This window comes from Afipia birgiae 34632, assembly GCF_000308295.2.
Classification (GTDB): domain Bacteria; phylum Pseudomonadota; class Alphaproteobacteria; order Rhizobiales; family Xanthobacteraceae; genus Afipia; species Afipia birgiae.
Genome location: NZ_HG326654.1, coordinates 355,666 through 381,348 on the forward strand (window position 1 = coordinate 355,666; position 25,683 = coordinate 381,348).

Genomic DNA, 25,683 nt, shown 5'->3' on the forward strand with positions numbered 1-25,683 from the left:
GGTCTGGGATTATTCTTCCAGAACGCCGAGATAGGCGTCGCGGATGATCGGATCCGCCAACAGCTCGGTGCCCGAGCCCGATCTGACGATCCGGCCCATATCCATGACGAAGGCCGCATGGCACAAATCCAGCGCCGTCGTGACATCCTGCTCGACCAGCAGGATCGACATGCCTTCGGCATTGAGCGTACGCAGTGCGGCGACGAGCTGCTCCACCAGTAGCGGCGAGAGACCAAGTGACAGTTCGTCAATCATCAGCAGCTTCGGCGCGCTCATCAGACCGCGTCCAATGGCGCACATCTGCTGCTCACCGCCGGAGAGCGTTGCGGCGGCCTGATTGCGCCGTTCGGACAGTTTTGGAAACGTCGTGTAGACCCTATCCATATCGCGGCTGATCTCGGCGCGCGAAGCTGTGCGCGAATAGGCGCCCATCAGAAGATTGTCTTCGATGCTCATTGCGCCGAACAGACGCCGGCCTTCCGGTACGTGGACAATACCGCGCGAAAGAATCCGGGCGGCGCTCGCGCCAGCAAGATCCTCGCCATCGGATCGATAGGAGCCCGACTGAACCGGAATCAAGCCTGACAACGCGCGCATCAGCGTGGTCTTGCCCGCGCCGTTGGAACCGATCAGCGCGGTGATTTCACCCCTACGCACGGAAAGATCGATGCCCCACAACACCTGCACCTCGCCATAGCCGGCGCGCAGACCTTGCAATTCGAGAATGGGAACAGCATCAACCATGGGCGGCAGCCCTCTGGGCGTACTGCTGACCGAGATAGGCTTCCACGACGGACGGATTCTTGATCACATCGCGCGGCAAACCATCTGCGATCAGCCGCCCGTTGTGCAAGACAACGATCCGCGTACAGACATTCAAGACCACCTTCATAAGATGCTCGATCATCACGATCGTGATGCCGCTGGCTGCCAATTCATGAATGAGCCTTGTCGCACGCTCTACCTCTGCGCTGTTCAATCCAGCGTTGACCTCGTCCAGGAACAGGAGCTTCGGCTTCATCGCCAGCGCCTTTGCGAGCTCAAGCCGCTTGCGCATCGCCAGCGTCAGCGTCGCCGCCGGCTGGTCGGACTGCGCTTCGAGACCAACGAACGCCAGACGTTCACGGGCGGACTCGCGGGCCGACTTCAGGCTTTCATTGGGCTGCGAGAACAGCGCGGCGGCGGCGACGTTGTCGAGAGCAGAAAGCTCCGCGAAGGGCTGCACGATCTGAAAGGTACGGGACAGCCCGAGGCGCGCAGACTGATAAGTCTTCACCCGCGTGATGTCCTGCCCCGCGAATGTCACCGTTCCCGAGCTTGCCGGGGTGACACCGGTGACGACATTGACCAGCGTGGTCTTGCCGGCGCCATTCGGACCGATCAGGCCGAGCACCTCGCCCTTGTTGATGCCGAGCGACACGTCGCTGAGCGCCTTGAGGCCGCTGAAATGGCGGGAGACGGATTGAAGCCGGAGAATCTCAGACACGCTTCGGCCTCCATGAAAGAAGTCGATCACGCAGCGACATCAACCCGTGCGGAAGGAACAGCAACAGCGCGACGATAAGAACGCCGAGGACGCCGCTGTGGATCTGGATGTAGTTGCGCCAGACCACCTCCTCCAAGCCGAGATAGACGAGCGCGCCGATGACAACGCCGAGCGGCGAACCGAGCCCACCGATCAGCGCCATCACGATCGGCTTGACCGAGTAGAGAATGTCGAACACGTCGGACGGGTCAATGTAATGAACCCATGCGGCATAGATGCCACCCGCCGCACTGACGAAGCATGCCGACAGGCCAAACGCGACACTCTTGTAGAGCGTGGCATTGAGGCCGATCATGTTGGCGGCAGTCTCATTCTGCCGGATACAGGCAAGCCCAAAGCCGAGTTTTGACCCCGAGACGACGAGCACCATCAAGGCGGTCCCGAGCAGCAACGCCCACATCGCATAGAAGAAGAAGGTTGCGTCCGACATCACGCCAGCAGCGGACGTCAGCGGGATGTTCAGACCCATGCCACCCCCGGTGAGATCGGTGGCATTGTTGACGAGTTCGCGAAACACCTCGATCAGCGAAAGGCTGGCGATCGCAAAGTAATGCCCTCGCAGGCGCAGCAGTGCGGCGCCCAGAAGCGCTGCCACCACGAACGACGCCAGCCATGCGGCGGCAACCGCAACACCAATGGGGACTCCCCGCGACATCAAAACGCCGGTTGTGTACGCCCCCAAGCCGAAGAAGGCCGCTGTCGCGAACGATGGATAGCCGGCGAAACCACCGACGATATTCCATGACAAAGCGAGGATCGCGTACATGCAAGCGATTGTGCCAAGCCTTAGCGCGTAGGCACCGCCAAACATCGGCAATGCGGCGATACAAGCGATCACCACCAGCAGGATCAGATTCGACCGGGTCATTCGAAGCCCTTTCGGCCAAGCAGGCCCTGAGGGCGGACGATCAGGAAGATGATCAGCAAGACGAATGACAACGTCGTCGCATGCGCCGGACCGATCAGCGTCGAGCCGATGCCTTCGATCAGCGCCAGCAAGATGCCCCCGGCCAGCGCACCGGACACACTGCCAAGGCCGCCGAGCACGCAGACAACGAAGGCCTTTCCGAGATAGGCCGTGGAGGTTAGCGGCGAGATCGGAAAGATCAGCGCCATCAGCACGCCGGCGCAGCCGGCCAGTGCTGCACCCAGACCGAAGGCAATCGCGTAGATCGATTTAACATCGACACCCATCAGCGTGGCGGCGTCACGATCAAGTCTCACCGCAACGATGGCCCGCCCGACACGCAACCGGCGCAGGATCAGGTAGAGTACCCCGGTCAACGCCAGCGCAGATGCGGTTGCAATCAGCCGATCGACGGGTACGACGACATCGAACAGCGAGATCGATCCCATCGGCGGTGTCAGTGTCAACTTCCGGTAATCCGCCTTGAAATAGTAGATCATCGCGTTGTTGAGGATCAGATCGAGGCCGAACGTCAGGGTCAACGTCACCAGCACTGGCGCTGTGATCACGCGATTAAGAATGATGCGTTGAATGAGGTAACCGAACGCAAAGAACAACGGTGCCGCGACAAGAAGCGCGTACCACGGCGAGATATGAAGTGACTGGTAAAGTCCCCAGGCCAGATATGCGCCGAGAACAATGAACGAGCCATGGATCAGGTTGATGACGTTCAGAACGCCCCAAACCAGTGAGAAGCCGATCGCAATACATGCGTAAAGGCAGCCCAGTACTAAAGCATTAATCAGAACCTGGGCCGCCAGCATGTGGTGTCCTCGCCTCCGCGCCTTGAATCAGCCTTGGATCAGTTCACGCCGAGCTTGAATTCGCCCTGCTTGATCAGCGCAGGCGAAAGCACGACGGGCTTACCACCCTGAAGCTGGAATACAGGCGGCTCCAGCGAGTTGATCTGCCCCGTCGGTCCGAACTTCACGGGTCCGAAGAACGTCATCACATCCAGCTTCGCGAGTTCGTCACGCACCTTGTCCTTGTCAAGCGATCCCGCCTTCTCGATCGCCTGTCCGTCGTCAGATAATTTGAGACAGATGGCGGGCTGATCTAGCGGAGGCTCTGGCCCATCTCGGTTGACATTTTAAGCGGCGGCTTTGCGATGTAGCAAGCGCCGCTGTTCGATGGTCTTTCGCTTGATCCTTTCTCTCTGCAACAGGACAGTTTGGCCGCGCCCGAAGTAAACGTCGGCGGGGGTGAGATTGTCCAGGCTCTCGTGGTAGCGGCGATGGTTGTAGCGCTCGACGAAAGCCGCGATCTGGGCTTCGAGATCACCCGGCAGGAAGTAGTTCTCCAGCAGGATACGGTTCTTGAGCGTCTGGTGCCAGCGCTCGATCTTGCCCTGGGTCTGAGGATGGTTCGGTGCACCGCGGGTGTGATCCATGTCGCGCTCCTGAAGCCATTGCGCCAGCTCGCCGGCGACGTAGCACGGCCCGTAGCACCTACGGAAGGAATGAGGAGAGGTCACTGAGCAGCGGTGCGCGCAGCCTTTCGCTGCAAGCGCGCACCGGCTGAGGTGGCCATGGCCGATCAAGGTTTCTCTAGAATGCGAATGTTCACAACCCATTCGGGAGAGACCGACCATGACCAGCCCAAATGTTATACTCGCCGATGCCGTGTTGGTAGCCATCGATATTGCCAAGGTTTGCAATGAAGTTCTGATCGAGGCTCCGAGCCATAAACGCCGGCGCCGGCTGCCGGTCCTCAACACCCGTGCGGAGCATGATCGGCTGATTGAGATTCTGCAGACGTATGGCCGACCGGTGGTCTGCGGCTTTGAAGCCACCGGGAACTATCATCGTCCCATTGCATGGCGCCTGGCTGAAGCCGGCTTCGAGGTGCGGCTGGTGTCGTCGCTGGCGCTCGCTCGAACTCGGGAGGCCCTGCACAACAGTTGGGACAAGAATGACCCCAAGGATGCGCAGGTGATCCTTCACATGCTCAGGATCCAAGCGACGCAGGCCTACCATGATCCGCTGCGCGCTGGCATCAACGATGTGCAGGAACTGTCGAAGACGCATGAAGCAGTCGCCAGGGCCAAGACCGAGATCCAGCATCGTATCCTGACGCACTACCTGCCGCTGTATTTTCCAGAGATCGATCGCTTCCGGGGCAACAGCCGCAGCGATTGGTTCTTCGCTTTCCTCGATGCGTTTCCAACGCCGGCAAGTATCACGACGCTAACGAAGGAGGCGTTTGTGGCCGGAGCCTGGGACGTCGTCGGCCGCAAAGTCAGCAAGACGCAGATTCTAATGGATATTTACGAGACGGCGCGCACATCAATCGGATTGCCGTTGCCGCTGGATGCCCCTGCTATTCGCATGTTCCGGATGGTCGTCGCCGAAGCACGCAGCCTGATCCGACAACGCAATGAGATCGAGACGCAGGCTGACGAACTGCTGCGATATAGCCAAGATTATCATCTCCTGCGGCAGATCCCGGGTATCGGGCCGATCAATGCGCTGACGATCATTGCCGAGGCTGGAGATCTTCGCCGCTTCCATCATCATCGCCAGTTTCTTAAATTCTGCGGACTGGATCTTTCGACACAGCAGTCAGGCCAGTATCGAGGCCAGACCCGCCTTTCCAAGTTCGGCAATGCGCGACTGCGCCGCACCCTGTGGATCGCCGGACAGGTCGCCATCCGCCAGCGCGAGAACGGATTCCGGCACAAGTTCGAACGCTACATCGCGAGAGATCGCGACAATCCCGATCTGCGCCGCAAGGCGATGACCGCTATTACCGCCAAGATGGCGCGTGTCGTCCACGCCGTCGTCAAAGGCGGTTCCGACTACCGGCCCTTCGTTGAGGGGCGGGTGCCAGGTGGAAGAACCTCTGTCAGTTAGGGCCGTGAGGGCATCGCTTCGATGACCCTGTAGATAATGTTCGGGTCTTCCACCTGGATCAGAAGCTCGTGTTGAGGACGGTGAGGGCCGCAATCGGCGTACCCTGGTTTGCTATGGACGAGATCTTTTCCTTTACTCGTGGAAGCCGCCTGGTTCGACCATGCAACTTGACGAGCGTCATGCTGCGAGAGCATGCTGGCGTACAGAGAGACTTTTGACTGTCCTCTCTATTTCCTTCCGCTCTTAGGACGTTGTCGGACAGCAGGCGCGGCCGCGGACGCACGGTCGCCCGATCGCAGCCTGATGAGGTGAGCGCCAGGTTCAGCGTGTCGGTGACGTCCTCGGCCTTCATGGTGGTGCACAGCTTCCAGGCGATGATGTAGCGGGAGAAGTCGTCGAGGATAGTGGAGAGGTAAAACCAGCCCCAGCCGATCACCTTCCAAATAGGTGAAGTCGGTCTGCCACAGTTGGTTGGGCGCCGTCGTTTTGTCCCTGAACTCGTCGGCGGCCTTGATCACGATGAAGGCGGGACTGGTGATCAGGTCGTTCGCCTTGAGCAGCCGATAGACCGAAGCCTCCGAGACAAAATAATTTTCCGTGTCGGTGAAGGTCACAGCCAGTTCGCGCGGCGACAGCTCAGGCTTGTCCAGGGCAAGGTCGACGATCCGATCCCGCACGCCCTCGGGAATGCGGTTCCAGACCCGTCCCGGCCTTGGGCTGCGATCCTCAAGCGCTTCGACGCCGCCGCTCAGGAACCGGTCATACCATCGGTGGAAGGTGACGCGGGGAATGCCGAGCTGTTCCAGCGTCCGACGCGCCGGCAGGTGGGATTGCTCGACGATCCGGATGATCTCGAGCTTCTCGGATGCGGGGTATCTCATTCGTCGTCGCCCCCATCCGCGATCATGCTTTTTTTAAGCAGCCGCAGTTCCAGCGCCTGTTCGGCGACGACCTCCTTCAGATCGCGCGTCTCGCGGCGGAGTACCTTGACCTCATCGGCGGTGGCGGCTCGCGCGGTATCCCCGGCCAGCCTCCGCTTGCCGGCTTCGAGGAACTCCTTCGACCAGTTATAATACAGGCTCTCCGCGATCCCCTCGCGCCGGCACAGGGCCGCGATCGACTCCTCGCCGCGCAATCCGTCCAGCACGATGCGGATCTTCTCTTCAGAGCCATACTGCTTGCGGGTGACCCGGCGAATGTCCCTGATGACCTTCTCCGCCGACGGCTTCGTCGCTTCCATTTTCTGTCTCATCGTCGTTCCTTTGAAAGGCTACGATGAACCAGAAATCCTCCTCTCTCAATTAGCCCAATTCTGTCTCATTGGTGCTGACGCCGAACAGTCACAAGATGTCGGCTGACACGCCCGTCGATCGGCGCCATCACTCTGGTAAATTCGACATCGAGAAGCGCGCGCTTCAGAGCTCCGTCCGCCTGCATGGTGGCGGCCTGCGCTGCAGACAGAGTCTGGCGACGCTGATCGACAACGCTTTCGGAAACGGCTGAGGTCTTCACCAATGTTTCGGCACGCGTCAACTCGCGCTCGGCCAGGTCCACCTTGGCCTTTGCGTCCGCAAGCTGACCACGGGCCTGCTCCGCAGCGGCCTCATATTGCCGCGGATCGATGACATAAAGGAGATCTCCGGCCTTGACGATGGCGCCATCCTTGAAATCGACGCTCATAACAAAGCCGGTCACGCGGGCGCGGACTTGAACCTGCTCGATCGCATCAAAGCGCCCGGTAAACTCGTCCCAGTCCGTTACCGTTCTTTTGGTTGGGTTGGCGACCGTGACAGGGGGCGCACTGGCAGCGGGCGGTTGAGCGGGCTTCTCGCAGCCGGACAGACCCACCCCGGTTGCAATTAGGACAAACACCAGGAGCGATTTGCCTCGTTCGAAGAGCCGGAAACCATCAGAAATCACTTGTGATCTCATAACAGAGCTCTCCACATCGCGACTGCCGCAGCTCGAACGGTGTTCCTGCCGGGCGAACACACGTTATCGCGCATTGATAAACACCGCCAGTATCAGAATCCTCCGGGTTTACAGCGAGCTCAAATCAGTTGGCGGCCTCATATTTGACCAAGACCATCGTGGCGCTGACACTATCCTCCGCACTCGCAGAGTGCCGCCCCGAACACAGGTTCTTGTCATTGATATACTACGAATATATGCTTGGGTTGATCGAGTGAGTTCTTGTGAAATGGTGATGGATTGAAATCCAAGAAAGCTTCCAAGCGCGGCGTCCAGAACTCAGAGATCGATGACGGCACGCTGACCGATCGTGCCTATCGCGAACTCGAAGAAATGATCGTCACCTTGCAGTTGCCACCAGCAACTGTGCTGTCAGAACATACGCTGGCAACGAAACTGAAAATCGGACGCACCCCTATTCGGGAGGCCCTGCAGCGTCTCGCAAGGGACGGCCTTGTGGTCATTATGCCAAGACGCGGCATTATGGTGTCTGAGATCAACCTCCGGCTGCAACTGCGGCTGCTGGAAGTCCGCCGCGAACTCGAGCGGCTAATGGCGAGGCTGGCAGCCGAGCGCGCCACGCCGGAAGAACGTCAAGAGTTTGCAGAAGTCGCAAAGGGAATGCTCGCAGCTGCGGCTCAGGCAGACGACATCGAGTTCATGCGCCTTGACCAGCGATTCAACCTGCTGATCGCGACGACAGCCCGCAACGAGTTCGCCCGGCGCTCGATGGGACTGATGAATGCTCTGTCCCGCCGCTTCTGGTATCAGCACTATCAGGAAGTTGCGGATTTGCCCCTAGCTGCCAAGTTGCATGCTGCCGTCGCCGAGGCTGTCGCGGGAAAGAAGCCCAAGATGGCTGCCTCCGCCTCAGACAAGCTGATCGACTATATCGAGGATTTCGCACGCAAGACGCTCGACACTTAAACGGTGATTTGCTCGCTACGGCGGATCCCGATGGTGTTTGCGGCCACCGGCTACCCTTAGCCAAACATCACGACGCTCCGGATGGTTTCGCCGCGCTTCAGCGCGTCAAAGCCCCCATTTATCTCATCAAGAGAAATGCGCCGTGAGATCAGATCGTCCAGCATGAGGGACCCATCAAGATAAGCTTGCGCCAGCATCGGAAAATCACGGCGTGGCCGGGCGTTCCCGTAACTGACGCGTCGAATACGCTTTTCCTGCATCAGCGATCCCCAGCGGAACGAAATGTCCTGCTGCACATCGACCTTACCCAGCCAGATCACATGACCACCAGGCCGAACGGCCTCGGTTGTAACGCGAAACGCTGCCGGGCTGCCTGCCGATTCAATCACAACATCCACGCCGCGCCCGCCGGTTTCGTTCTTTGCTGCTGCGACGGTATCTTCGTTCGACGCATTGACCGTGCAGGTTGCTCCCATGGTGGCAGCAAGCGCAAGCTTTGCGGGATCGAGATCCACCGCGATCACTGCTCCTGCCCCTGCCAGACGCGCACCTTGGACCGCAGCCAGTCCGACAGCGCCGCAGCCGATCACCATCACCGTATCGCCATGAGCGACTGCGCCAAGATTGAGAGCGGCGCCTACGCCGGTCATTACACCGCAGCCGATCAGGCAAGCGCGATCGAAAGGAATGTCCTTCGGCACCGGAATGGCCTGTTGATCGGGCACGATGCAGTATTCTCCGAACGATCCGAGAAACATCAGCTGCTGAAGCTCGCGCCCATCCGTCAGCGTGGCCCTGCTCTCTCCGTCGAAGGAGCGCGCCTTGGAGCCTTCGCCAAGATACTCTTCGCACAGTATCGGCAGATCCCGGTCGCAGTAAAAGCAATGTCCGCAATGCGGATTCCACGACAGGATGACGTGGTCTCCCTTCTTGACCCCCCGCGCAGCAGCACCAACCTCTTCGACAATGCCGGCCGCTTCATGACCGAGCACGATAGGCAACGGGAAGCGCAACGATCCTTCGATCACCTCGAGGTCCGTGTGGCACAGCCCGGCCGCGCGGATACGCACAAGAACATCTGTGGGCTTCAACGCGAATGCAGTAACCGTCTCAATTGCTAGCGGCGTTTTCGCAGCATGAAGAACAGCCGCACGGTACTGAAGCGGCATCTATGCGACCGCCTTGCCGGGATTTCCGTTGCCAAGTGCGGTCAGCGCGACATCGATATCGGACGACGTCATCTCCCATTCGTTGCCGAAATTCGCCACCACGGCCCGCATGAACGTATCGGTCATGGCCTTGGCAGCGCCTGCATCACCAAGATGCTCGACGAGCATGGCGAGCGCAAGCTGTCGCGGCTCCGGACCCTCGTAACTCCATTCGAAGCCGTTTTTGGTAAATTCCGCAACGTCTGTGCGAGGATTCAGCGGCGCGCCATCGACAGTCACCTTCACGCCGTCGATTGTCCTGTCACCCACATAGCGCTTCATCTCATTCCCTCCTCATTCATATCTCGGACTGGCATTCGGCTAGTGCGCCGCTTCTATCTCGCCAGCGATCACACGCATCACATCGCGATCACGATGCGCCTCGGCCAGGGTTCCGGAAAACATCAGTTCGCCACGCTCCAGCACGTAAATGCGGTCGACATATTCGGGAATGTGATGAACATTCGATTCTGCCATCAACACGCCCTTGCCCATGGCACGGATCGAGGCCACGCCTTCGGCAATCAGCGGGATAATGGCCGGCGACAATCCTTCGAACGGCTCATCCAGCAGCAGCAGTTTGGGATCGAGTGTTAGCGCACGGGCGATCGACACCATCTTGCGTTCGCCGCCGGACAATTGCGCCCCGCCTCGCGCAAGATACTGCCGTAACTTCGGGAACACCGCATAGGCTTCTTCAATGCGCTCATGCGCGGGGCGGCCCGTCGGCCGCGTCCAGGTCGAGAGTTCGATGTTCTCTGCGACCGTCAGATCGGCATAGACTTCGGATTCCTCCGGCGAAAAGCCGATGCCACTCTGCGCAATCTTCCACGTCGGCAGCTTTGTCAGGTCAGAGCCGTCAAAACTGATTTCGCCGGACAACGGGCGGCGATAGCCCATGATGCTGCGAAACGTCGTGGTTTTACCGGCTCCATTGCGACCGACAAGGCACACAAGGTTCCCCTGCTGCGACCGACAGGCTGATGCCGTTCAGAATGCGGCTGCCCTGAATATCCACTTTCACGTTGGAGAGCTTGAGCATCAGGACGCCCTCTTTAAAGTCGGCGGACGCGTTCCCACAACCGCTGAGATCATTGCTGGATCGGCAAAGAACTGATCGGGTGGCATATCGGCCAGAACCCTGCCCTCCTGCAGCGCGACAATCCGGTGCGAATAACGCGCAACGAGATCCATATCGTGCTCGACCTGAACGATGGCTCGCACACCTGCCGCCTTAGCCGCGGTCACGAGAACTTCCATGATTGAATGCTTGTCCCCGGTAGAAACGCCGCTGGTTGGTTCGTCGAGCAGAATGACCTTAGGATTGAGTGCAAAAGCGCTGGCAATATCCAGCAGCTTCTTTTCGCCCTGCGACAGCGTCGATGCCACGGTGTCCAGCTTGCCACGGAGACCAAGAACATCCGCCACACGCGCCACATCCGCTTGGAGCTCGCGATCTTTCGACAGCGAACGAAACGGATTGGAGATCCGCTGCAATCGCGAAGCGACAGCAACCGCCAGGGTTTCTCTCACCGTCAACGCCGGAAATATGTTCACAAGCTGGAATGCACGGGACATACCACGCCGGGCCAGTTCGACAGGACCGACACCTGCAATGTCCTGGCCGAGAAAACGGACCTCGCCTATAGTCGGTCGCAAAAGACCTGTGACGACATTCACGAGCGTTGTTTTTCCGGCACCATTAGGTCCGACGATCGAGACGAATTCACCATCGTCGACGTGAAATGACACGTCCTGCAGCGCTCTATATGCCCCGTAGTGTTTGGAGACGCCGATCGTTTCGAATAACCGTTCACTGACGGTCGGATTTTCGCCACCTTGGAGCATCACCTGTCTCCTGCCTTGCGGGAGGCGAGCATCTCGATGGCACCCGCCAGACCTTGCGGCAGGAAGATTACGAGCAGCACCAGCACACCGCCCATCACAAAGCGCCAGTATTGGGTGATGGCCATCACAAAGTCCTGTAGCAGCACAAATGCCAGTGCCCCGACGGCCGGACCGACAAAGGTCCCGCTTCCACCAAGAACAGCCATGAACACCAGGTTGCCCGAATGGGTCCAGTAAGCGAGTTCGGGATCGGCGAGGCCCGTTGTAATCGCAAGGATGGTCCCGCCAATACCGCCATAAATTGCAGAGATCACGAATGCCGCCAGGCGCATGCGAAAGATCTGCACTCCAACGTAAGCGGCTTTGCCGGCGTTTTCGCGGATCGCCTTCAGATGCAGCCCGAATGGCGATTGGGTAATGCGCCACATGATCATTCCCAAGACGGCTAGCAGCCCGAGCACGTAGTAGTAAAAAGGCCCCGTCAGAAATGCCGTCTTTCCGCCGCTCCATTCCATGCCGAACAGCAGCGGGCGCAGCACGCGCATGCCCTGATCGCCGCCGGTGATGCTGTAGAATTTGAACAGAAAGGAATGGAACAGCATGCCGAATGCAAGCGTCAGCATGCCGAAGAAAATTCGGGTGTAACGCACGCAGAGCATGCCGATGACAAGCGCAACCAGCGCTGAAACAACCGCACTGGTGAGAACAATCAACTCGAAACTCAGCACTCCGAATTTGGATGTCAGCGTCGAAGCGGTATAGGCCCCCACACCAAGAAAGAGGGCGTGCCCGAACGATAGCAGTCCGGTCGTCCCAAACAGCAGGTTGAAACCGAACAGCGCAATGGCATAGGCAAAGAACGGCACCAGTAGCAGAAGTGCATATGGTGATGCCACCAGTGGCATCAGACCCATCAGCGCAGTCAAGCCGAGAAAGATCCAGAGTCCCTTGATGTGCGGCAATGAGCGCCGTCTCGGCGCGGTCAGCGATATGTCGAGAGATTGTTCACTCATGCCGTCACCTTGCCGAACAGCCCTGCGGGCCTGAGAATGAGCGCCGCGACGACGACCAGATAAACCGACAGCAATTCCATTTCCGGCATGATCGAAATCGATGCAGCCCGCATCAAACCGACAATCAGCGCACCGACAAGCGCGCCGCGCATGCTGCCTAGGCCACCGATAACGACGACGGCGAAGGCTTCCACCACCAGTTCAACCGCCATATCGAGCGAGGCCGCACTCGACGGCACTACCAATGCGCCGCCAACCGTGCCCAGCATGCAGCCCACTGTGAAGACAAGCGCAAAAATCTTCGACGCATTGACGCCAAGGCCTTCCGCCATGTCGCGATTCTCAGCCGTCGCCCGCACGATACGGCCGGTCTTCGTGCGCTGGAGGAACAAGCCGAGCGCGACCGCAATGCCGATGCTCGCCGCGATCACCAGCAGATTGTAGGTTGGCACCTGCACGCCCATCACATGCGCCGTACCATAGGCCATATAGGCATTGTCCATGGTCCGCGGTGTCGCGCCCCAGGTGAAGCGGAAGACGTCCTGGAACATCAGCAGCAGGCCGAATGTGAGCAGCAGCTGGTAGCTCTCATCCCGGCGATACACCGTACGCAGGACGCGTTCGATCGGAAGGCCGACAAGGCCAATAGCGAGCCCTGCCAGAATCAGGACCGGAAAAAACATCATCGGCGGGAGCCCGAATTTCATGGCGACAGCAACCGCTGTGATCCCGAAATAGGCTCCCAATGCATAGAAGGAACCGCACGCGAGATTGACGATCTGCTGCACGCCGAACACGAGCTGAAGCCCAGCCGCCACCAGGAACAAGATGGCGGCATGGAATGTCCCGCCGAGGACGATATCGACGAGTGATGTCATCGCTTAGACCGGCAGTTTTGCGGTCTTGATCCATTCCCAGAAGTCCGCCCCGGGCGGCTTCTGCAACTGATCTGCCTGGAACGTATCGATCGACGCCAGCGTCGGGAAGTCATACTTGTTCTTATTGGTCGATGGCCCCTGATAGAATACCTGCTCCGCGATCTTGTCCTTGCGGAACCGGCCCTTGCCGCCGAGGCTTTCGACTTCGATGCCAAGCATCGCTTCAGCGACCATATCCGGTGTCGGCCATTTTTTGGCGGCCTTCTGCGCCGCTTCAACGCCGGCCTTGTAACTTGCAAGCGCGAAATAGGCGCGATCCGCTTCCCAATGCGGAGCCTCCTTGTACTTGTCCATATAGTCCTGAACGAACGCCTTCTGCAGCGGCGATGCTTGCGGATGATCGAAGTAGAGCGTGTTGTGTCCGAAGATCACGCCTTCCGGCATGAATTCCTTCTTGAGCTGATTGAGCTGCCAACCTGCCGCAGGCAGCACGACCTTCACGCCTTCAAACAGACCAGCAGCTGCGCCCTGCTTCATGAACACCGGCAGATCGGCGAACAGCATTGACGAGAAAATCAAATCGGGCTTGGCCGCCTTAAGGGCAGCGATATGCGACGTCAGATCGAGTGTGCCGACCTTCGGCCATTGCTCGGCAACGAACTCGGCCTCGACACCGTAACGCGCAAGGATTTGGCGGAAGGCTTCCCAGTTGTTTCGACCGTAGGAATAGTCCGGGTTGATACCGGCAACACGCTTGAACTTGCCCTTGAAATGCTTCACCGCCAGCAACGACGCCATGACAGCCTCACACTCGTTGTCGGTCGAGCGGAAGACGTAACGGGATTTTGGCATCACCTCCTTGACGCCGTCCTGCGTGGTGCCGTCCCACATAACGAGGAGCGACTGCTCTTCCTCAGCAACGGGAGCGACTCCCAGACTGACGCCGGTCGATATCAGACCATGAACGCTCTCAACCTTCTCCTGCAGCACCAGGCGCCGGAACCGCTCGATGGTGTCCTTGGGGTTCGTTTCCTCTTCAATGACCAGTTCGAACTTTCGTCCGGCGATGCCACCTTCCTTGTTCATGCGCTCCGCTGCCCATTGCACGGCGCGGATGCCACATTCACCGGCGGTTCCGGCGACGCCGGAGCGCGGGGCAATGATGCCGATTTTGAGGGGCTTGTCTTGAGCAATGGCTGGGGCAAACAGTTGCGGCGCAGCAACAACGGCAGCGCCTGTACCGGCTAACTTGGAAAACGCGCGGCGGGTGAGCTTCATCTGATGTCCTCCCATGATCTACCAGCGCATCTGCCGTGCGCTCTTGCCATACCATAAATATATCAGAAACATTTCAGCAAGCGATTTTTGCAGGCAGCGTCATCTTGCAGCAGATGATTGCGCAACTAATAGATTGGTGATATGTCAGATGACAAATGGCCGAATTTGGCTTCGACCGCCCCGGAAACAAGGAGAAGGCGCCATGGAATTGACCTCCAGCCCAATGACGGACCGGCAGCGAAAATACCGGGCGACCTACAGAGACCGTATTGCGGGCTGGTATAACGGGTGGCTGCACGCCTTCGTCATTTACGTGATCGGGTTCACCGCCCTCTCGGTCTATGTTGCCAACATCAGCCACGCCCGCTGGTGGGAATTCCTGATCGTTCCCGTGACATTCCTGGCGGCGAACTTCTTCGAGTGGTGGATTCACCGCTTCGTCATGCATCGTCCGTCGCAGATCAAGGCATTTCGCGCGATCTACAACCGGCACACGCTGATGCATCACCAGTTCTTCACCGAGGAAGAGATGCGCTTCGCCGATCACAATGACTGGCGCGTCACGTTTTTCCCCCCTTACGCTCTTGTTACATTTACATTGATGTCGATCCCGCCCGCACTGGTGCTGGGCTGGCTCATATCGCCGAATGTCGGCTGGCTGCTGATCTGCACCACGACATCAATGTACCTCATCTACGAGTTCATGCACTTCTGCTGTCACGTCGATGAGAACTGGTTTGTGCGCAACATGCCCTTCGTCAATACCATCCGGCGTCATCATACGGCCCATCACAACCAGTCGATCATGATGGAGCGAAACATGAATCTGACCTTCCCCGTCATGGACTGGCTGTTCGGCACCTCAGATCTCGACCGCGGGCTGATCGGCCACCTCTTCAATGGCTACGACACCCGTTACATCCGCAAAAATATGCGCAAGACTTCGCGGACGCCAAAGCCGGAAGTAGCAGCTCAAGGCACGGGGTTCGCAACGCCTGCCGAATAGCTGCAGCCGAAACTGAACGGAGATGGGTATGAGCGCGATTGAACCGAACTGGCTAGCGCTGATCTGGTTTGCGGGGTTTGCGACCGTCTGCGGAATCGCATTCCTCATTATAGCTGGCCTGTTCCCTCTCCATGCCCGGCCCGATACGGCAAAGTCTCCGTTCGTTACGCTCCTTGTCATCGGCAACGCGGCGCTGCTGATTATTCTGCTCGGCGGGACCGGGCTCTATGGATATCTTGAACTGCGATGGACCACGCTAATCGTCGTTAGCGGCCTCATCTTCCTGTTTGCGCCGGCGCTGTTCGAGGAATGGCGGTGGCCGCTACGCAGTACAACGGTCGAGTTATCCTTATTGATCAGCGTGCAGGTGCTGGCGCTCGCCGCCCTGACCAAGATCGCCGGTTCAGCGCTGGCGATCCTGTCGTGACATCCCGTCGATAACGCCAATGGAGTAATCAATGCCCGTGAAGATAAAACTAGTTCTGTCTTTTGTGGTCGCTCTCGTTGCGGCCATAACGTTCTACATGCAGCACGCGCTCGGTCACGATCGCATCCAGTATCTCGTCGCATTTCTCGGGTTTGTGATGGTGTTCGCCATGTGGCTGTTCCCGGAGGTGAAACGCGAAGAAACAGCGGGCGGTGTTCGCCGGGAACAACAGCACAACCGCTGAGTCCTGCGACTGTGTGCCCTGTCAGGGAAACAGTCCCCGAGTCATTTTCCCGGCGCGCACGCGCTCGACACCAATCGCCATGGCAGCGGTTCGGTTGAAAATCTTGTCGCGCTTTGCCCGCGCCGCCATTTGATCGAACGCGCGATTGAGTATCTGGTACTCGCGTCGCGTCACCTCCTCCTCTTCCCAGAACAGCTGCTGCAGATCCTGCACCCATTCGAAGTAGCTGACCACAACGCCGCCGGCGTTGCATAAAATGTCGGGAATCAGGAAGATCTCATCCTGGCGCTTCTCCAGAACAAGGTCTGCATCCGGCGTTGTGGGGCCATTCGCGCCCTCGGCGAGGATTCTGCATTGCAGTTTTCCGGCAATGCTCGCGTCGATGACACGTTCGGTGGCGGCCGGCACCAGAACATCGCAAGGTAGCGTCAGCATGGCGACCGGATCGCATTTCAGTTCTTGTGAATAGCCAAGAAGACTGCCGTGCTTTGCGACGTGGCTCATCAGGTCGGCTACATTCAGGCCCGCCGGGCGATGCAGCGCACAGGTGTGATCGCTGACTGCAACAATGGTCACGCCCATTGCCTGCAGTTCCGCCGCGGCGATCGACCCGACGTTGCCGAAGCCCTGAATCACGGCTGTTGCAGTGTTCAGACCGATTGAGCGCTCGGTCATCACGCGTTTGGCAAGGTGAGCGACGCCGCGCCCTGTCGCCTCCCGTCGCCCCAGTGTTCCGCCGGCGCTGACTGGTTTCCCCGTCACAATTTCCGTGACGGTACGGCCCTGATACATCGAATACGTATCCATGAACCAAGCCATCACCTGCTCGTTGGTCCCCATGTCCGGCGCCATCACATCGATATGAGGCCCGACAAATGGAATCATCTCCTGCATGTAGCGGCGAGACAGCGATTCCAGTTCGTGTGCGGACAGGCTTGAAGGATCGACGCCGATGCCACCCTTGGCGCCCCCGTAAGGCAACCCTACGAGCGCGCACTTCCAGCTCATCCAGATTGCCAGGGCAGCGATCTCGCCGAGATCGACACTCGCAGCGAAGCGCGTTCCGCCCTTGGTGGGGCCGAGCGTCAGATGATGCTGGACGCGGTAACCTTCGAAGACCGCTGTCGATCCGTCATCACGATGAATGGGACAGGAAACGACCACCGCACGCTTCGGCAACAGCAGTCTGTCACGCTCATCCGCAGGAATCGCGAGATAGTCCGCAATGACGCCGAACTGGTTCGCCGCCATATCGAAAACCGGACCGCTGTAAACTGTCATTGACTTCTCATCGGCTTGGTCACTGCGGAGGGCTTCTCCGCAATGACAAATCTGCTGATGTGGTCGACGGGACAAGAATCAACGCATCGAAACAGCCTTATCGCACGAAAAGAATCTTGGCGCTCCTCTTGCAAAACGCCGACTCGCCTAGATCCCGCCCATGCAGAGGTACTTGATCTCGAGATAGTCCTCGATGCCGTACTTGGAGCCCTCGCGGCCGTTGCCGCTTTCCTTGACGCCGCCGAACGGCGCAACCTCGGTCGAGATGATGCCTTCGTTGATTCCGACCATGCCGTATTCAAGCGCCTCGGCGACGCGCCACACCCGGCCGATGTCGCGACCATAGAAATAGGCCGCCAGCCCGAATTCGGTGTCGTTGGCCAAACGTATGGCTTCATCCTCTGTCTTGAACCGGAAGACCGGCGCAACCGGACCAAACGTCTCTTCGCGAAAAATCAGCATGTCCGGCGTCGTGCCGGTCAGCACTGTCGGCTCATAGAATGTGCGGCCGAGCGCGTGTCGCTTGCCACCCACCGCGACCTTGGCGCCCTTGGCGGTGGCATCGGAGACGTGCTCCTCGACTTTCTCCACTGCGGCCATGTTGATCAACGGGCCGATGGTAACGCCCTCGCCAAAGCCGTCGCCAACCTTCAGCCCGCGGACCGCCTGCAACAACTTCTCGACGAACGCGTCGTAAATCTTGTCCTGCGCGAGAATACGATTGACGCAGACGCAGGTTTGGCCCGCGTTGCGGTACTTCGACGCCATCGCACCCTTCACCGCAGCATCGATGTCGGCGTCGTCGAACACGATAAACGGCGCATTGCCGCCCAGCTCCATCGATGTCCGCTTCACGGTCGAAGCGCTCTGCTCCATCAACTTCTTGCCGATCTCGGTTGAGCCGGTGAAAGTCACCTTGCGCACGATCGGATTCGACGTCATCTCACCGCCGATCGCCGAGGCCGATCCGGCCACCACCGAAAACACGCCTTTCGGCACACCTGCACGTTCCGCCAGCACCGCCAGTGCCAATGCCGACAACGGCGTCTGGCTGGCCGGTTTCACCACCATCGTGCAGCCTGCGGCGAGTGCCGGTCCCACCTTGCGCGTGATCATTGCAGCAGGGAAATTCCACGGCGTGATTGCAGCGCAAACCCCGATCGGCTGCTTCAGCACCACGATACGGCGGTCTGCGGAAAATGGGGGAATGGTGTCGCCATAGATGCGCTTGCCTTCCTCGGCGAACCATTCAAGGAAACTTCCCGCGTAGGCGATCTCGCCCTTGCTTTCCGCCAAGGGCTTGCCCTGCTCGGCAGTCATGATCGCCGCAAGGTCATCCTGGTTGGCCATCATCAGGTCGAACCACTTGCGCAGGATCGCCGAGCGTTCCTTCGCCGTCTTCGCTCGCCAGGCCGGCAGCGCGGCATTGGCGAACTCGATGGCACGCTTCGTCTCGGCAGCCCCCATGTTCGGCACGCTGCCGACGATCTCGCCGGTCGCCGGATTGTCGACCTTGATCGTCCCGCCGTTATCGGATGCTACCCATTCGCCGCCGATGAAGCAGGCATCGCGCAACAGTTTGGAATCTTTCAGCGTCAGTTTTGAAGCCATGCTCAGAATGCCCTGTTAATCGGCGCGACCAGCGGTTCGCGCGTTTGAAGCGGATGATGTTACCCGATCCGGTACGCAGCAAGATAGCAACAGTCGCGTCAAGAACAAACACACGGATTCGCGTGCCTGCACTCCAGGAAATGCTGGCCGCACCTCATGTCCGCAATGTACGAAGAAGCCTAAATATCACAGTCCGATTATGTGCAACGGCGGACACGCGCGCCGTTAACCCACACGGTGCGGCAAACCACCGCTGGACGGCGGACGACGGCCGCTCCGCGAGTCCCGGCGCAGCCGGCACGATAGACACCGCGAGCACACACGACCGCGTTGGCATCGGTGGTTTCGATAGTCATCGTTCCGCCGAAAGCTAAAACAGCGACGATTATGAGAAAGAATGAGCGCATGATTCACTCCCAAAAATGTTCTGGTTGATCTTGGCGCATCTCTCGGACAGATCCGAAAGCATCGTCGGTTACTTCTTCTCCGCAGCAGTCAACACCTTCTTGCATTCAGCGGTCAGTTTGTCGCTGGACTTGGACAGGCAGGCTATGACCCGCCCGCCTCCTGGCGCAACGCCTTTGCAGAATTTCTCATAGTCCCCCATGCATGCGCTGCGCTGCTCGGCCGTCAGGTCCTGTGCATATGCAGAACCCGACAAGCCGAGAAGAGCAACAATCAAGACGGTGCGCGTCATGTATGCCTCCTTTCCGGTTGTTAGCAGATCACTTCGGTTTAGCGAGGTTCTTGCTTCTTTGTTGCGCAGCCGTTGTACTCAAGCTCCGTAAGGTGCCGAGCATTACGCTCACGATACCGGCCTTTCGTGGAGAGAGACCATGCAGGATATCCGAAACAAATGGCTCACGTTCTACGCTGAGCATGTCGAACAACTCTCAAAGGAGATGTTTGGTCATGTCGAAAAGATGATCGTCGCGACATTGATCATATCAGCAGGCGCACATGTCTCCAGTACCGACCCGGCAATACTTCTGTTCGGCTATTTGCGTCACAGCCTGGTTGGGCGCGGGGTCGAGCTTTTTGGCGTGATCCTTCTCTTTCTCAATTTCCTGGACGGATTCTACAAGCTTACAAAGCTGAGTTGGCATTTCGCGTATCAGATTGTTATGTCCGTTTGTTACTTTGCCTTAAGCGTCCGACTGGTCCAGCTGATTCTGGCTTTTCGCGGTGAATAGCAGCCTGCACTTCAAGCGTAGCGGAACCTCCAAGGAAGCAATTACTGCGCAGCGAACTGAGCGAGAACGTCCTTGCAGGCAGGCGAAAGGTCAGCCGCTCGCACGGCCAGGCATTGCACGATACGGCCGCCGCCAGGCGCAACACCGCCACAAAGCGTGCGGACATCCCCGCCGCATGCCGATCTCAAAACGAAAAGCTCTTCACGAGGACGCATGGGCCGTAACATCAGCGCCGGCGCCGGTGCGGTGGCTGCTGCGCCCGCGGGAGCAGCCGTCGCAGCCGGAGTGCTTCCAGCAGCTGGCGCTGCTCCGCCGCCGCCAGCCGCAGTGACCGCCTTCTGGCAACTCGGCGAGAGCTTCGACATGCTCTTCTGCAGACACTGCAACGACGCCGCGCCGCCCGGCGGCACGCTCGCGCAATTCTTCTGGTAGTCGGAACGGCAGGCACTGCGTATTGCAGCGGTCTGCGCATCTGTTGGCTTTGCCGGCGTGGCGGCGGCCGCTTTGGGAGCCGCGGCCGGTGCGGCGGCTTTCGCTGGTGCGGAAGCCGCAGGCGTTGGTGCAGACTCCGCCTTGGGCGCGGCGGCGGGCGACTCGATGGCATTCACGGCCTGCTTGCAGGCCCCGGAAAGCTTCGACGTGTTTTTCTGCAAGCACTGCAGTGAAGCCGCGCCGCCCGGTGGGACACTGGCGCAATTCGCCTCATAATCCGCCCGGCACGCAGAGCGGATGGCATTACGCTGTTCATCGGTGGGCTGTTGGGAGGCGGCCGGCATTGCGATCGTGAGAAGGACCGCCGCCGCCAGCGCCCACAACGCCACAACACGTTTCACCGTGTTGATCATCTGAAAAATTCCCTATTGTTGTTGCCGAATTCGTCGCGCCAACTAAAATAAAACTGAAAAAATTGATCTAGTAATCTTCGTTACCCGTATCATTTTCGCTTTTAAGTTCCACCGCAAGCGGATTGTTGTTATTTTCAGATGGCGGACGCTTTTTTGACCCGCGCAAGATTCCGCTAAAACATCACGAGACGAGGCATCTGAATGAAGCCTACGTGTCCAACATTACGCACCGCACGCGCCGCCATTGTTGGGTGCACAGCACGCACAGTTCCCCGTGCCCTTCTAGCCATATTCGCGCTCTTCGCGCTAACTGCCTGCGAACAAAATAGTTTCGTCCCTCCCCCACCGGCCAAGGTCGATGTCGGGCAGCCGGTGCAACGGACCATAACGCGGTATTTGATCGCCACCGGAAACACCGCCCCGGTCAACACCGTCGATCTTGTGGCCCGTGTGCAGGGTTTTCTCCAGGCGATCTCTTACACAGACGGCGCCTTCGTAAAGCAGGGCACGACGCTGTTCACGATCGAGCCCGACACTTACAAACTGAAACTTGAACAAGCACAGGCAGCCGAGGCTGGTGCGCAGGCCTCGTTGAGACAGGCTGAGTCCGACTTCAAGCGCCAATCGGATCTGGTCACGCGGCAGGTCGTGTCGCAGGCAACCCTCGAACAGTCCACGTCCGCACGGGACAATGCGCAAGCCAATCTGCAGCAGGCTCAGGTCAATACCAGGATCGCAGCGGTCAACTATAGCTACACCAACGTTATCGCGCCGTTCGACGGGGTCGTCAGTGCACGCCTCGTCTCAATCGGCGAACTCGTCGGGGCGTCATCGCCAACCCAGCTTGCGACCATCGTCCAGCTCGATCCGATCTATGTAAATTTCAACGTCAATGAACAGGATGTTTTGCGGATACGCGCGGCGGCGGCTGAGAAAGGCCTCACTTCGAAAGACCTCAAGGAAACGCCGATCGAGGTCGGGCTTCAGACCGAAAGCGACTATCCGCATCAGGGAAAGCTCGACTACGCAGCACCGACGATCAATCAATCCACTGGCACGCTTGCGGTACGCGGGATCCTGTTAAATGCCGACCGCATCCTGTTGCCCGGATACTTCGTACGTGTTCGTGTTCCTCTCGATCAGCAGAAAGACGCTTTGCTCATTCCCGATGTCGCACTGGGCAGCGATCAGACTGGCCGATATGTCCTCGTGGTCAATAACGAAAATATCGTCGAACAACGCAAAGTGCAGACCGGACCTCTCGAAGGCGAACTCCGCGTGATCGAGAGCGGGCTAAAGCCTGATGACCGTGTTGTGATCGCCGGCCTGCTGCGTGCGATCCCCGGCCAAAAGGTCGATCCGCAGCTTCAGAAAATCGGGCAACCTCGCGCAGCTGAGAAATAGGACAAGGCCATGATCTCGAAATTCTTCATCGAGCGGCCAGTTCTTTCGAACGTCATCGCGATCTTGATGGTCCTGATCGGCGGCGTGGCGTTGCTTGGCCTTGCCGTTGCGCAGTACCCCGATGTGGTCCCTCCGACCGTACAGGTCACGACCCGCTATCCCGGCGCCAGTGCAAAGACTGTCATTGATACCGTCGCCCTGCCGATCGAGCAGCAGGTGAACGGCGTCGAAGGCATGCTCTACATGCAGTCCTACAGTGCCGCCGACGGAACCTACTCGCTCACGGTGACCTTCACGATCGGAACCGACCTGAATTTCGCGCAGGTGCTGGTTCAGAACCGGGTCTCCAGCGCCCTGTCGTCCCTGCCCCAATCGGTGCAGACACAAGGTGTCACGGTCCAGAAGAGGTCCACGGCAATCCTGTCGTTTGTGACACTGACCTCTCCAAACGCGACACACGACAGCCTTTTTCTGAGCAACTACGCCACTATCAACATTCGGGACGAGTTGTCGCGCCTTCCGGGGGTCGGCAACGTGACCGTGTTCGGAGCCGGTCAGTACTCGATGCGAGTCTGGCTTGATCCAAACAGGCTGCAGGCGCTGGCACTCATGCCTCAGGATGTCATTCAGGCGATCCAGCAGCAGAGCCAGCAAGTCACCGCCGGCCAGATCGGGATGCCGCCAACGCCGCCCGAACAGGCATTCCAGTACACTCTCAACATCAACGGTCGGCTCGAAGACGTCAGCGAGTTTGAGAATGTGATCGTCAAAACCGGTAACACCGGCGACGTCGTCCGCGTTCGCGACGTCGGGCGCGTTGAACTCGGCGCCCAGACCTATAGCCAGATGTTTTCGCTCGACGGGAAGCCGGCCATCGGCATCGGTGTCTTCCAGTCGCCCGGCGCGAACGCACTGCAAGTCCAGCAGGCCGTCAAGAAGAAGATGGATGATCTGGCACGCGGGTTTCCGCAAGACATGAAATTCGACGTTCCGTTCGACACCACCAAGTTCGTGTCGGCCTCGATCCATGAGGTGTACAAAACGCTGATCGAGGCGGGGTTTCTGGTTCTGATCGTAATTCTTGTGTTTCTGCAGGACTGGCGCGCCATGCTGGTTCCCGCAACCACCGTACCTGTCACAATTATTGGCGCATTCGCCGCAATGGCCGCGCTCGGTTTCACCATCAATCTGTCGACGCTGTTTGCGATCGTTCTCGCCATCGGAATCGTGGTCGATGACGCGATTGTCGTCGTCGAGGGCGCCGCCCACAACATCGAGCAGGGCATGTCCGGCCATGACGCGGCAATCAAGGCGATGGACCAGTTGTTCGCTCCGATCATAGGAATCACGCTGGTTCTGGTATCGGTATTCCTGCCCGCCGCATTTCTGCCCGGACTGACCGGACGCATCTATGCGCAGTTCGCCCTTGTGATCGCCGCAACTGCTCTTATCAGCGCGATCAACGCCGCGACCTTGAAGCCAACGCAGTGTGCGCTGTGGCTCCGGCGTCCTGTTCCGCCGGAGCAACGCAACTGGTTTTACCGCGGCTTCAATGCGATCTACGATCGGGTCGAGAGGTGGTACGCTGCCCTGATCGAACGTATGGTGGCGCACAGCAATCTGTCTGTCATTCTTGCGCTAGTCCTGATCGGCATCGGCGGCTACGGCCTGTCTCGGGTGCCGACAGGCTTCATTCCCATTGAGGATCAGGGCTATCTGTTGGCCGCGGTTCAACTGCCGGATGGCGCATCACTCGATCGCACACAGCGCGTTCTGGATCGGGTCACCGAGATATCAAGCAACACGCCCGGTGTTTCCCAGGTGATCAGCATCGCCGGGATATCAGCACTTGATAACAGTTCAAGTCTCGCCAATGCGGGCGTCTCCTATCTCATGTTGAAGGACTGGGATGAACGAGGCGCCGGGGAAGATCTGCGTTCGCTCGTGGTTGGGCTGAACAAGAAACTCGAAGCCATTCCGGAAGCACAGATTTTCGTGCTTCCACCGCCGCCGATCCAGGGCATTGGCAATGCCGCCGGCTTCGCCATGCAGGTCGAACTGCGTGATGGAAACTCCGATTTCGGAAAGTTACAGGCCATAACTCAGGCAGTCGTGGCCAATGCCGAAACGCAGAGCGCCTTGCAGCGCGTCAGTTCCCCGTTCCGTGCCATGGTGCCGCAGTTCGACATCGAAATCGACCGGATCAAGACCCAGACGCTGCATGTCACAACAGATCAGGTGTTCTCAACACTGGCATCCTACCTTGGTTCGTCCTACGTCAACCAGTTCAACAAGTTCGGCCGCACCTTTCAGGTCTATGCTCAGGCGGATTCGCAATTTCGCCTGACGACGAAGGACATCGCAAACCTGACCGTGCGAAACCAGCAAGGCGCCATGATCCCGCTTGGCACAATTGCGACCATTACGCCGGCGGTCGGCCCTTCGCTCATCAGCCTGTATAATCTCTACCCATCAGCGACCGTCATCGGATTGCCCGCTCAGGGTTACAGCTCCGGCCAATCCATGGCGCTGATGGAAAAAGTCGCCGAGAAAACCTTGCCGCCGGGCACGGGTTACGAATGGACGGCGATGTCGTATCAGGAGAAGGCCGTCGGCGGCCAGATCTACTACGTCTTCGGCCTCGCGTTGCTGCTCGTCTATCTGGTGTTGGCCGGGCAATATGAAAGCTGGTATGCGCCGATCGCAGTCATTCTGGCTGTACCACTGTCCTTGCTCGGCCCGATGGCTGTCCTGACAGGGCTGAGAATCGAGAACAATCTCTATACGCAGATCGGATTGATCCTGCTGGTCGCCCTGTCAGCCAAGAACGCTATCCTCATCGTCGAAGTGGCACTTGAACTCCACGTCCGCGACAGGAAACCGTTGCTGGAATCCGCCGTGGAGGCTGCGAGAGCCCGATTCCGGCCGATCCTGATGACATCGTTCGCCTTCATTCTTGGCGTAGCGCCTCTCGTCTTTGCCAGCGGCGCTGGCGCCAGCGCACGCAAGTCAATCGGCATTACCGTGTTCAGTGGAATGATCGCCTCGACCTGCCTGGCGGTGCTTTTCGTTCCGACGTTCTTCGTCATCGTTCAGCGATTTGAGAACTGGCGCCAGGAACGCAAGGAAAAGAAAGCGGGCTCACAGGCCGCTGTGCAGAGAGGCTCCTGAGGAGCCCGCTATC

24 protein-coding genes and 4 pseudogenes are annotated in these 25,683 nt (G+C 58.9%); 8 read left to right on the top strand and 20 right to left on the bottom strand.

What is annotated here, in order from left to right; translation table 11 throughout:
* Positions 1-9: 9 nt before the first annotated feature.
* From BN32_RS20325 to BN32_RS20345, 6 genes and pseudogenes are all read right to left on the bottom strand, one after another.
* Positions 10-744 carry an ABC transporter ATP-binding protein gene (locus BN32_RS20325; protein ID WP_019196167.1) on the bottom strand — a complete coding sequence of 245 codons (735 nt, stop codon included), beginning with the start codon at positions 742-744 and terminating at the stop codon, positions 10-12.
* Positions 737-1,486 carry an ABC transporter ATP-binding protein gene (locus BN32_RS20330; protein ID WP_019196166.1) on the bottom strand — a complete coding sequence of 250 codons (750 nt, stop codon included), beginning with the start codon at positions 1,484-1,486 and terminating at the stop codon, positions 737-739. Before BN32_RS20330 ends, BN32_RS20325 begins: the two co-directional genes overlap by 8 nt.
* The gene (locus BN32_RS20335; protein ID WP_019196165.1) at positions 1,479-2,414 is read right to left on the bottom strand and encodes a branched-chain amino acid ABC transporter permease; all 936 of its coding nucleotides are present in this window, start codon (positions 2,412-2,414) and stop codon (positions 1,479-1,481) included. The genes BN32_RS20330 and BN32_RS20335 overlap by 8 nt, the downstream gene beginning before the upstream one ends.
* Positions 2,411-3,277, bottom strand: coding sequence for a branched-chain amino acid ABC transporter permease (locus BN32_RS20340; protein ID WP_019196164.1), 867 nt, complete (start codon positions 3,275-3,277; stop codon positions 2,411-2,413). The genes BN32_RS20335 and BN32_RS20340 overlap by 4 nt, the downstream gene beginning before the upstream one ends.
* A 38-nt stretch (positions 3,278-3,315) precedes the next feature.
* On the bottom strand, positions 3,316-3,492 hold the full coding sequence (locus tag BN32_RS27855) for a hypothetical protein (RefSeq protein WP_244438219.1): 177 nt from the start codon (positions 3,490-3,492) through the stop codon (positions 3,316-3,318).
* A gap of 111 nt (positions 3,493-3,603) precedes the next feature.
* Positions 3,604-4,023 (bottom strand): annotated as a pseudogene (locus tag BN32_RS20345) (integrase core domain-containing protein); the annotation flags it as partial.
* A gap of 79 nt (positions 4,024-4,102) precedes the next feature.
* Here BN32_RS20345 and BN32_RS20350 point away from each other — a divergent pair.
* Positions 4,103-5,390, top strand: a pseudogene (locus BN32_RS20350) (IS110 family RNA-guided transposase).
* Positions 5,391-5,615: 225 nt separating this feature from the next.
* Here the strand turns inward: BN32_RS20350 and BN32_RS26395 are convergent.
* Both BN32_RS26395 and BN32_RS20365 read right to left on the bottom strand, forming a co-directional pair.
* Positions 5,616-6,617 (bottom strand): annotated as a pseudogene (locus BN32_RS26395) (DDE-type integrase/transposase/recombinase); the annotation flags it as partial.
* A gap of 86 nt (positions 6,618-6,703) precedes the next feature.
* A pseudogene (locus BN32_RS20365) lies at positions 6,704-7,297 on the bottom strand (efflux RND transporter periplasmic adaptor subunit); the annotation flags it as partial.
* Positions 7,298-7,576: 279 nt separating this feature from the next.
* Between BN32_RS20365 and BN32_RS20370 the strand changes: the two are divergent.
* The gene (locus BN32_RS20370) at positions 7,577-8,263 is read left to right on the top strand and encodes a GntR family transcriptional regulator (protein ID WP_019196162.1); all 687 of its coding nucleotides are present in this window, start codon (positions 7,577-7,579) and stop codon (positions 8,261-8,263) included.
* A gap of 56 nt (positions 8,264-8,319) precedes the next feature.
* On the opposite strand, the gene BN32_RS20375 is transcribed toward BN32_RS20370, so the two are convergent.
* The 7 genes from BN32_RS20375 to BN32_RS20405 all read right to left on the bottom strand — a co-directional run bounded on the left by BN32_RS20375 (position 8,320) and on the right by BN32_RS20405 (position 14,488).
* Entirely contained in the window at positions 8,320-9,432 is a 1,113-nt protein-coding gene (locus BN32_RS20375; protein WP_019196161.1) for a Zn-dependent alcohol dehydrogenase, read from the bottom strand.
* Positions 9,433-9,753, bottom strand: a complete 321-nt coding sequence (locus tag BN32_RS20380; RefSeq protein ID WP_019196160.1) for a DUF6166 domain-containing protein — start codon at positions 9,751-9,753, stop codon at positions 9,433-9,435.
* Positions 9,754-9,792: 39 nt separating this feature from the next.
* Positions 9,793-10,425, bottom strand: coding sequence for an ABC transporter ATP-binding protein (locus tag BN32_RS20385; protein ID WP_244438220.1), 633 nt, complete (start codon positions 10,423-10,425; stop codon positions 9,793-9,795).
* Between the two features lie 87 nt (positions 10,426-10,512).
* The gene (locus tag BN32_RS20390) at positions 10,513-11,319 is read right to left on the bottom strand and encodes an ABC transporter ATP-binding protein (RefSeq protein WP_019196158.1); all 807 of its coding nucleotides are present in this window, start codon (positions 11,317-11,319) and stop codon (positions 10,513-10,515) included.
* A complete protein-coding gene (locus tag BN32_RS20395; RefSeq protein WP_019196157.1) occupies positions 11,319-12,332 on the bottom strand; it encodes a branched-chain amino acid ABC transporter permease in 1,014 nt (337 codons plus the stop codon). The genes BN32_RS20390 and BN32_RS20395 overlap by 1 nt, the downstream gene beginning before the upstream one ends.
* The gene (locus BN32_RS20400) at positions 12,329-13,210 is read right to left on the bottom strand and encodes a branched-chain amino acid ABC transporter permease (RefSeq protein WP_019196156.1); all 882 of its coding nucleotides are present in this window, start codon (positions 13,208-13,210) and stop codon (positions 12,329-12,331) included. Before BN32_RS20400 ends, BN32_RS20395 begins: the two co-directional genes overlap by 4 nt.
* Before the next feature lie 3 nt (positions 13,211-13,213).
* The gene (locus tag BN32_RS20405) at positions 13,214-14,488 is read right to left on the bottom strand and encodes an ABC transporter substrate-binding protein (RefSeq protein ID WP_019196155.1); all 1,275 of its coding nucleotides are present in this window, start codon (positions 14,486-14,488) and stop codon (positions 13,214-13,216) included.
* Positions 14,489-14,690: 202 nt separating this feature from the next.
* On the opposite strand from BN32_RS20405, the gene BN32_RS20410 reads away from it, so the two are divergent.
* The 3 genes from BN32_RS20410 to BN32_RS20420 are packed head-to-tail and all read left to right on the top strand — an operon-like array spanning position 14,691 to position 16,165.
* Positions 14,691-15,494, top strand: a complete 804-nt coding sequence (locus tag BN32_RS20410; RefSeq protein WP_040427108.1) for a sterol desaturase family protein — start codon at positions 14,691-14,693, stop codon at positions 15,492-15,494.
* 28 nt (positions 15,495-15,522) lie between these two features.
* Complete coding sequence (locus BN32_RS20415) at positions 15,523-15,921, top strand: hypothetical protein (RefSeq protein ID WP_019196153.1); 399 nt, start codon at positions 15,523-15,525, stop codon at positions 15,919-15,921.
* Positions 15,922-15,952: 31 nt separating this feature from the next.
* Positions 15,953-16,165, top strand: coding sequence for a hypothetical protein (locus tag BN32_RS20420; protein ID WP_019196152.1), 213 nt, complete (start codon positions 15,953-15,955; stop codon positions 16,163-16,165).
* Positions 16,166-16,186: 21 nt separating this feature from the next.
* On the opposite strand, the gene BN32_RS20425 is transcribed toward BN32_RS20420, so the two are convergent.
* The 4 genes from BN32_RS20425 to BN32_RS20435 all read right to left on the bottom strand — a co-directional run bounded on the left by BN32_RS20425 (position 16,187) and on the right by BN32_RS20435 (position 19,754).
* Positions 16,187-17,446, bottom strand: coding sequence for a Glu/Leu/Phe/Val family dehydrogenase (locus BN32_RS20425; RefSeq protein WP_019196151.1), 1,260 nt, complete (start codon positions 17,444-17,446; stop codon positions 16,187-16,189).
* 147 nt (positions 17,447-17,593) lie between these two features.
* Positions 17,594-19,057, bottom strand: coding sequence for an NADP-dependent succinate-semialdehyde dehydrogenase (gene gabD / locus BN32_RS20430; RefSeq protein WP_019196150.1), 1,464 nt, complete (start codon positions 19,055-19,057; stop codon positions 17,594-17,596).
* Positions 19,058-19,254: 197 nt separating this feature from the next.
* Positions 19,255-19,464: a hypothetical protein gene (locus tag BN32_RS27860; protein ID WP_082773516.1), complete on the bottom strand. Its 210-nt coding sequence runs from the start codon at positions 19,462-19,464 to the stop codon at positions 19,255-19,257.
* 68 nt (positions 19,465-19,532) lie between these two features.
* The gene (locus BN32_RS20435) at positions 19,533-19,754 is read right to left on the bottom strand and encodes a cysteine rich repeat-containing protein (protein WP_019196149.1); all 222 of its coding nucleotides are present in this window, start codon (positions 19,752-19,754) and stop codon (positions 19,533-19,535) included.
* Positions 19,755-19,893: 139 nt separating this feature from the next.
* Between BN32_RS20435 and BN32_RS20440 the strand changes: the two genes are divergently transcribed.
* A complete protein-coding gene (locus BN32_RS20440; RefSeq protein WP_019196148.1) occupies positions 19,894-20,250 on the top strand; it encodes a hypothetical protein in 357 nt (118 codons plus the stop codon).
* A gap of 41 nt (positions 20,251-20,291) precedes the next feature.
* Here the strand turns inward: BN32_RS20440 and BN32_RS20445 are convergent, their stop codons facing one another.
* Positions 20,292-21,095, bottom strand: coding sequence for a hypothetical protein (locus tag BN32_RS20445; RefSeq protein ID WP_019196147.1), 804 nt, complete (start codon positions 21,093-21,095; stop codon positions 20,292-20,294).
* Between the two features lie 201 nt (positions 21,096-21,296).
* On the opposite strand from BN32_RS20445, the gene BN32_RS20450 reads away from it, so the two are divergent.
* Together BN32_RS20450 and BN32_RS20455 are read left to right on the top strand one after the other, a co-directional pair.
* Positions 21,297-22,499 (top strand): efflux RND transporter periplasmic adaptor subunit, encoded by a 1,203-nt coding sequence (locus BN32_RS20450; RefSeq protein WP_051488551.1) that lies wholly within the window; start codon positions 21,297-21,299, stop codon positions 22,497-22,499.
* Positions 22,500-22,508: 9 nt separating this feature from the next.
* Positions 22,509-25,670: an efflux RND transporter permease subunit gene (locus BN32_RS20455; protein ID WP_019196145.1), complete on the top strand. Its 3,162-nt coding sequence runs from the start codon at positions 22,509-22,511 to the stop codon at positions 25,668-25,670.
* The last annotated feature ends 13 nt before the right edge of the window (positions 25,671-25,683 follow it).

Coding starts and splice junctions, on each gene's coding strand:
- BN32_RS20325 (WP_019196167.1), bottom strand. CDS start 744: ATGGTTGATGCTGTTCCCATTCTCGAATTGCAAGGTCTGCGCGCCGGC.
- BN32_RS20400 (WP_019196156.1), bottom strand. CDS start 13,210: ATGACATCACTCGTCGATATCGTCCTCGGCGGGACATTCCATGCCGCC.
- BN32_RS20420 (WP_019196152.1), top strand. CDS start 15,953: ATGCCCGTGAAGATAAAACTAGTTCTGTCTTTTGTGGTCGCTCTCGTT.
- BN32_RS20425 (WP_019196151.1), bottom strand. CDS start 17,446: ATGACAGTTTACAGCGGTCCGGTTTTCGATATGGCGGCGAACCAGTTC.
- BN32_RS27860 (WP_082773516.1), bottom strand. CDS start 19,464: ATGCGCTCATTCTTTCTCATAATCGTCGCTGTTTTAGCTTTCGGCGGA.
- BN32_RS20445 (WP_019196147.1), bottom strand. CDS start 21,095: ATGATCAACACGGTGAAACGTGTTGTGGCGTTGTGGGCGCTGGCGGCG.
- gabD (WP_019196150.1), bottom strand. CDS start 19,057: ATGGCTTCAAAACTGACGCTGAAAGATTCCAAACTGTTGCGCGATGCC.
- BN32_RS20405 (WP_019196155.1), bottom strand. CDS start 14,488: ATGAAGCTCACCCGCCGCGCGTTTTCCAAGTTAGCCGGTACAGGCGCT.
- BN32_RS20375 (WP_019196161.1), bottom strand. CDS start 9,432: ATGCCGCTTCAGTACCGTGCGGCTGTTCTTCATGCTGCGAAAACGCCG.
- BN32_RS20390 (WP_019196158.1), bottom strand. CDS start 11,319: ATGCTCCAAGGTGGCGAAAATCCGACCGTCAGTGAACGGTTATTCGAA.
- BN32_RS20455 (WP_019196145.1), top strand. CDS start 22,509: ATGATCTCGAAATTCTTCATCGAGCGGCCAGTTCTTTCGAACGTCATC.
- BN32_RS20415 (WP_019196153.1), top strand. CDS start 15,523: ATGAGCGCGATTGAACCGAACTGGCTAGCGCTGATCTGGTTTGCGGGG.
- BN32_RS20335 (WP_019196165.1), bottom strand. CDS start 2,414: ATGACCCGGTCGAATCTGATCCTGCTGGTGGTGATCGCTTGTATCGCC.
- BN32_RS20450 (WP_051488551.1), top strand. CDS start 21,297: ATGAAGCCTACGTGTCCAACATTACGCACCGCACGCGCCGCCATTGTT.
- BN32_RS20435 (WP_019196149.1), bottom strand. CDS start 19,754: ATGACGCGCACCGTCTTGATTGTTGCTCTTCTCGGCTTGTCGGGTTCT.
- BN32_RS20380 (WP_019196160.1), bottom strand. CDS start 9,753: ATGAAGCGCTATGTGGGTGACAGGACAATCGACGGCGTGAAGGTGACT.
- BN32_RS20410 (WP_040427108.1), top strand. CDS start 14,691: ATGGAATTGACCTCCAGCCCAATGACGGACCGGCAGCGAAAATACCGG.
- BN32_RS20340 (WP_019196164.1), bottom strand. CDS start 3,277: ATGCTGGCGGCCCAGGTTCTGATTAATGCTTTAGTACTGGGCTGCCTT.
- BN32_RS20440 (WP_019196148.1), top strand. CDS start 19,894: ATGCAGGATATCCGAAACAAATGGCTCACGTTCTACGCTGAGCATGTC.
- BN32_RS20395 (WP_019196157.1), bottom strand. CDS start 12,332: ATGAGTGAACAATCTCTCGACATATCGCTGACCGCGCCGAGACGGCGC.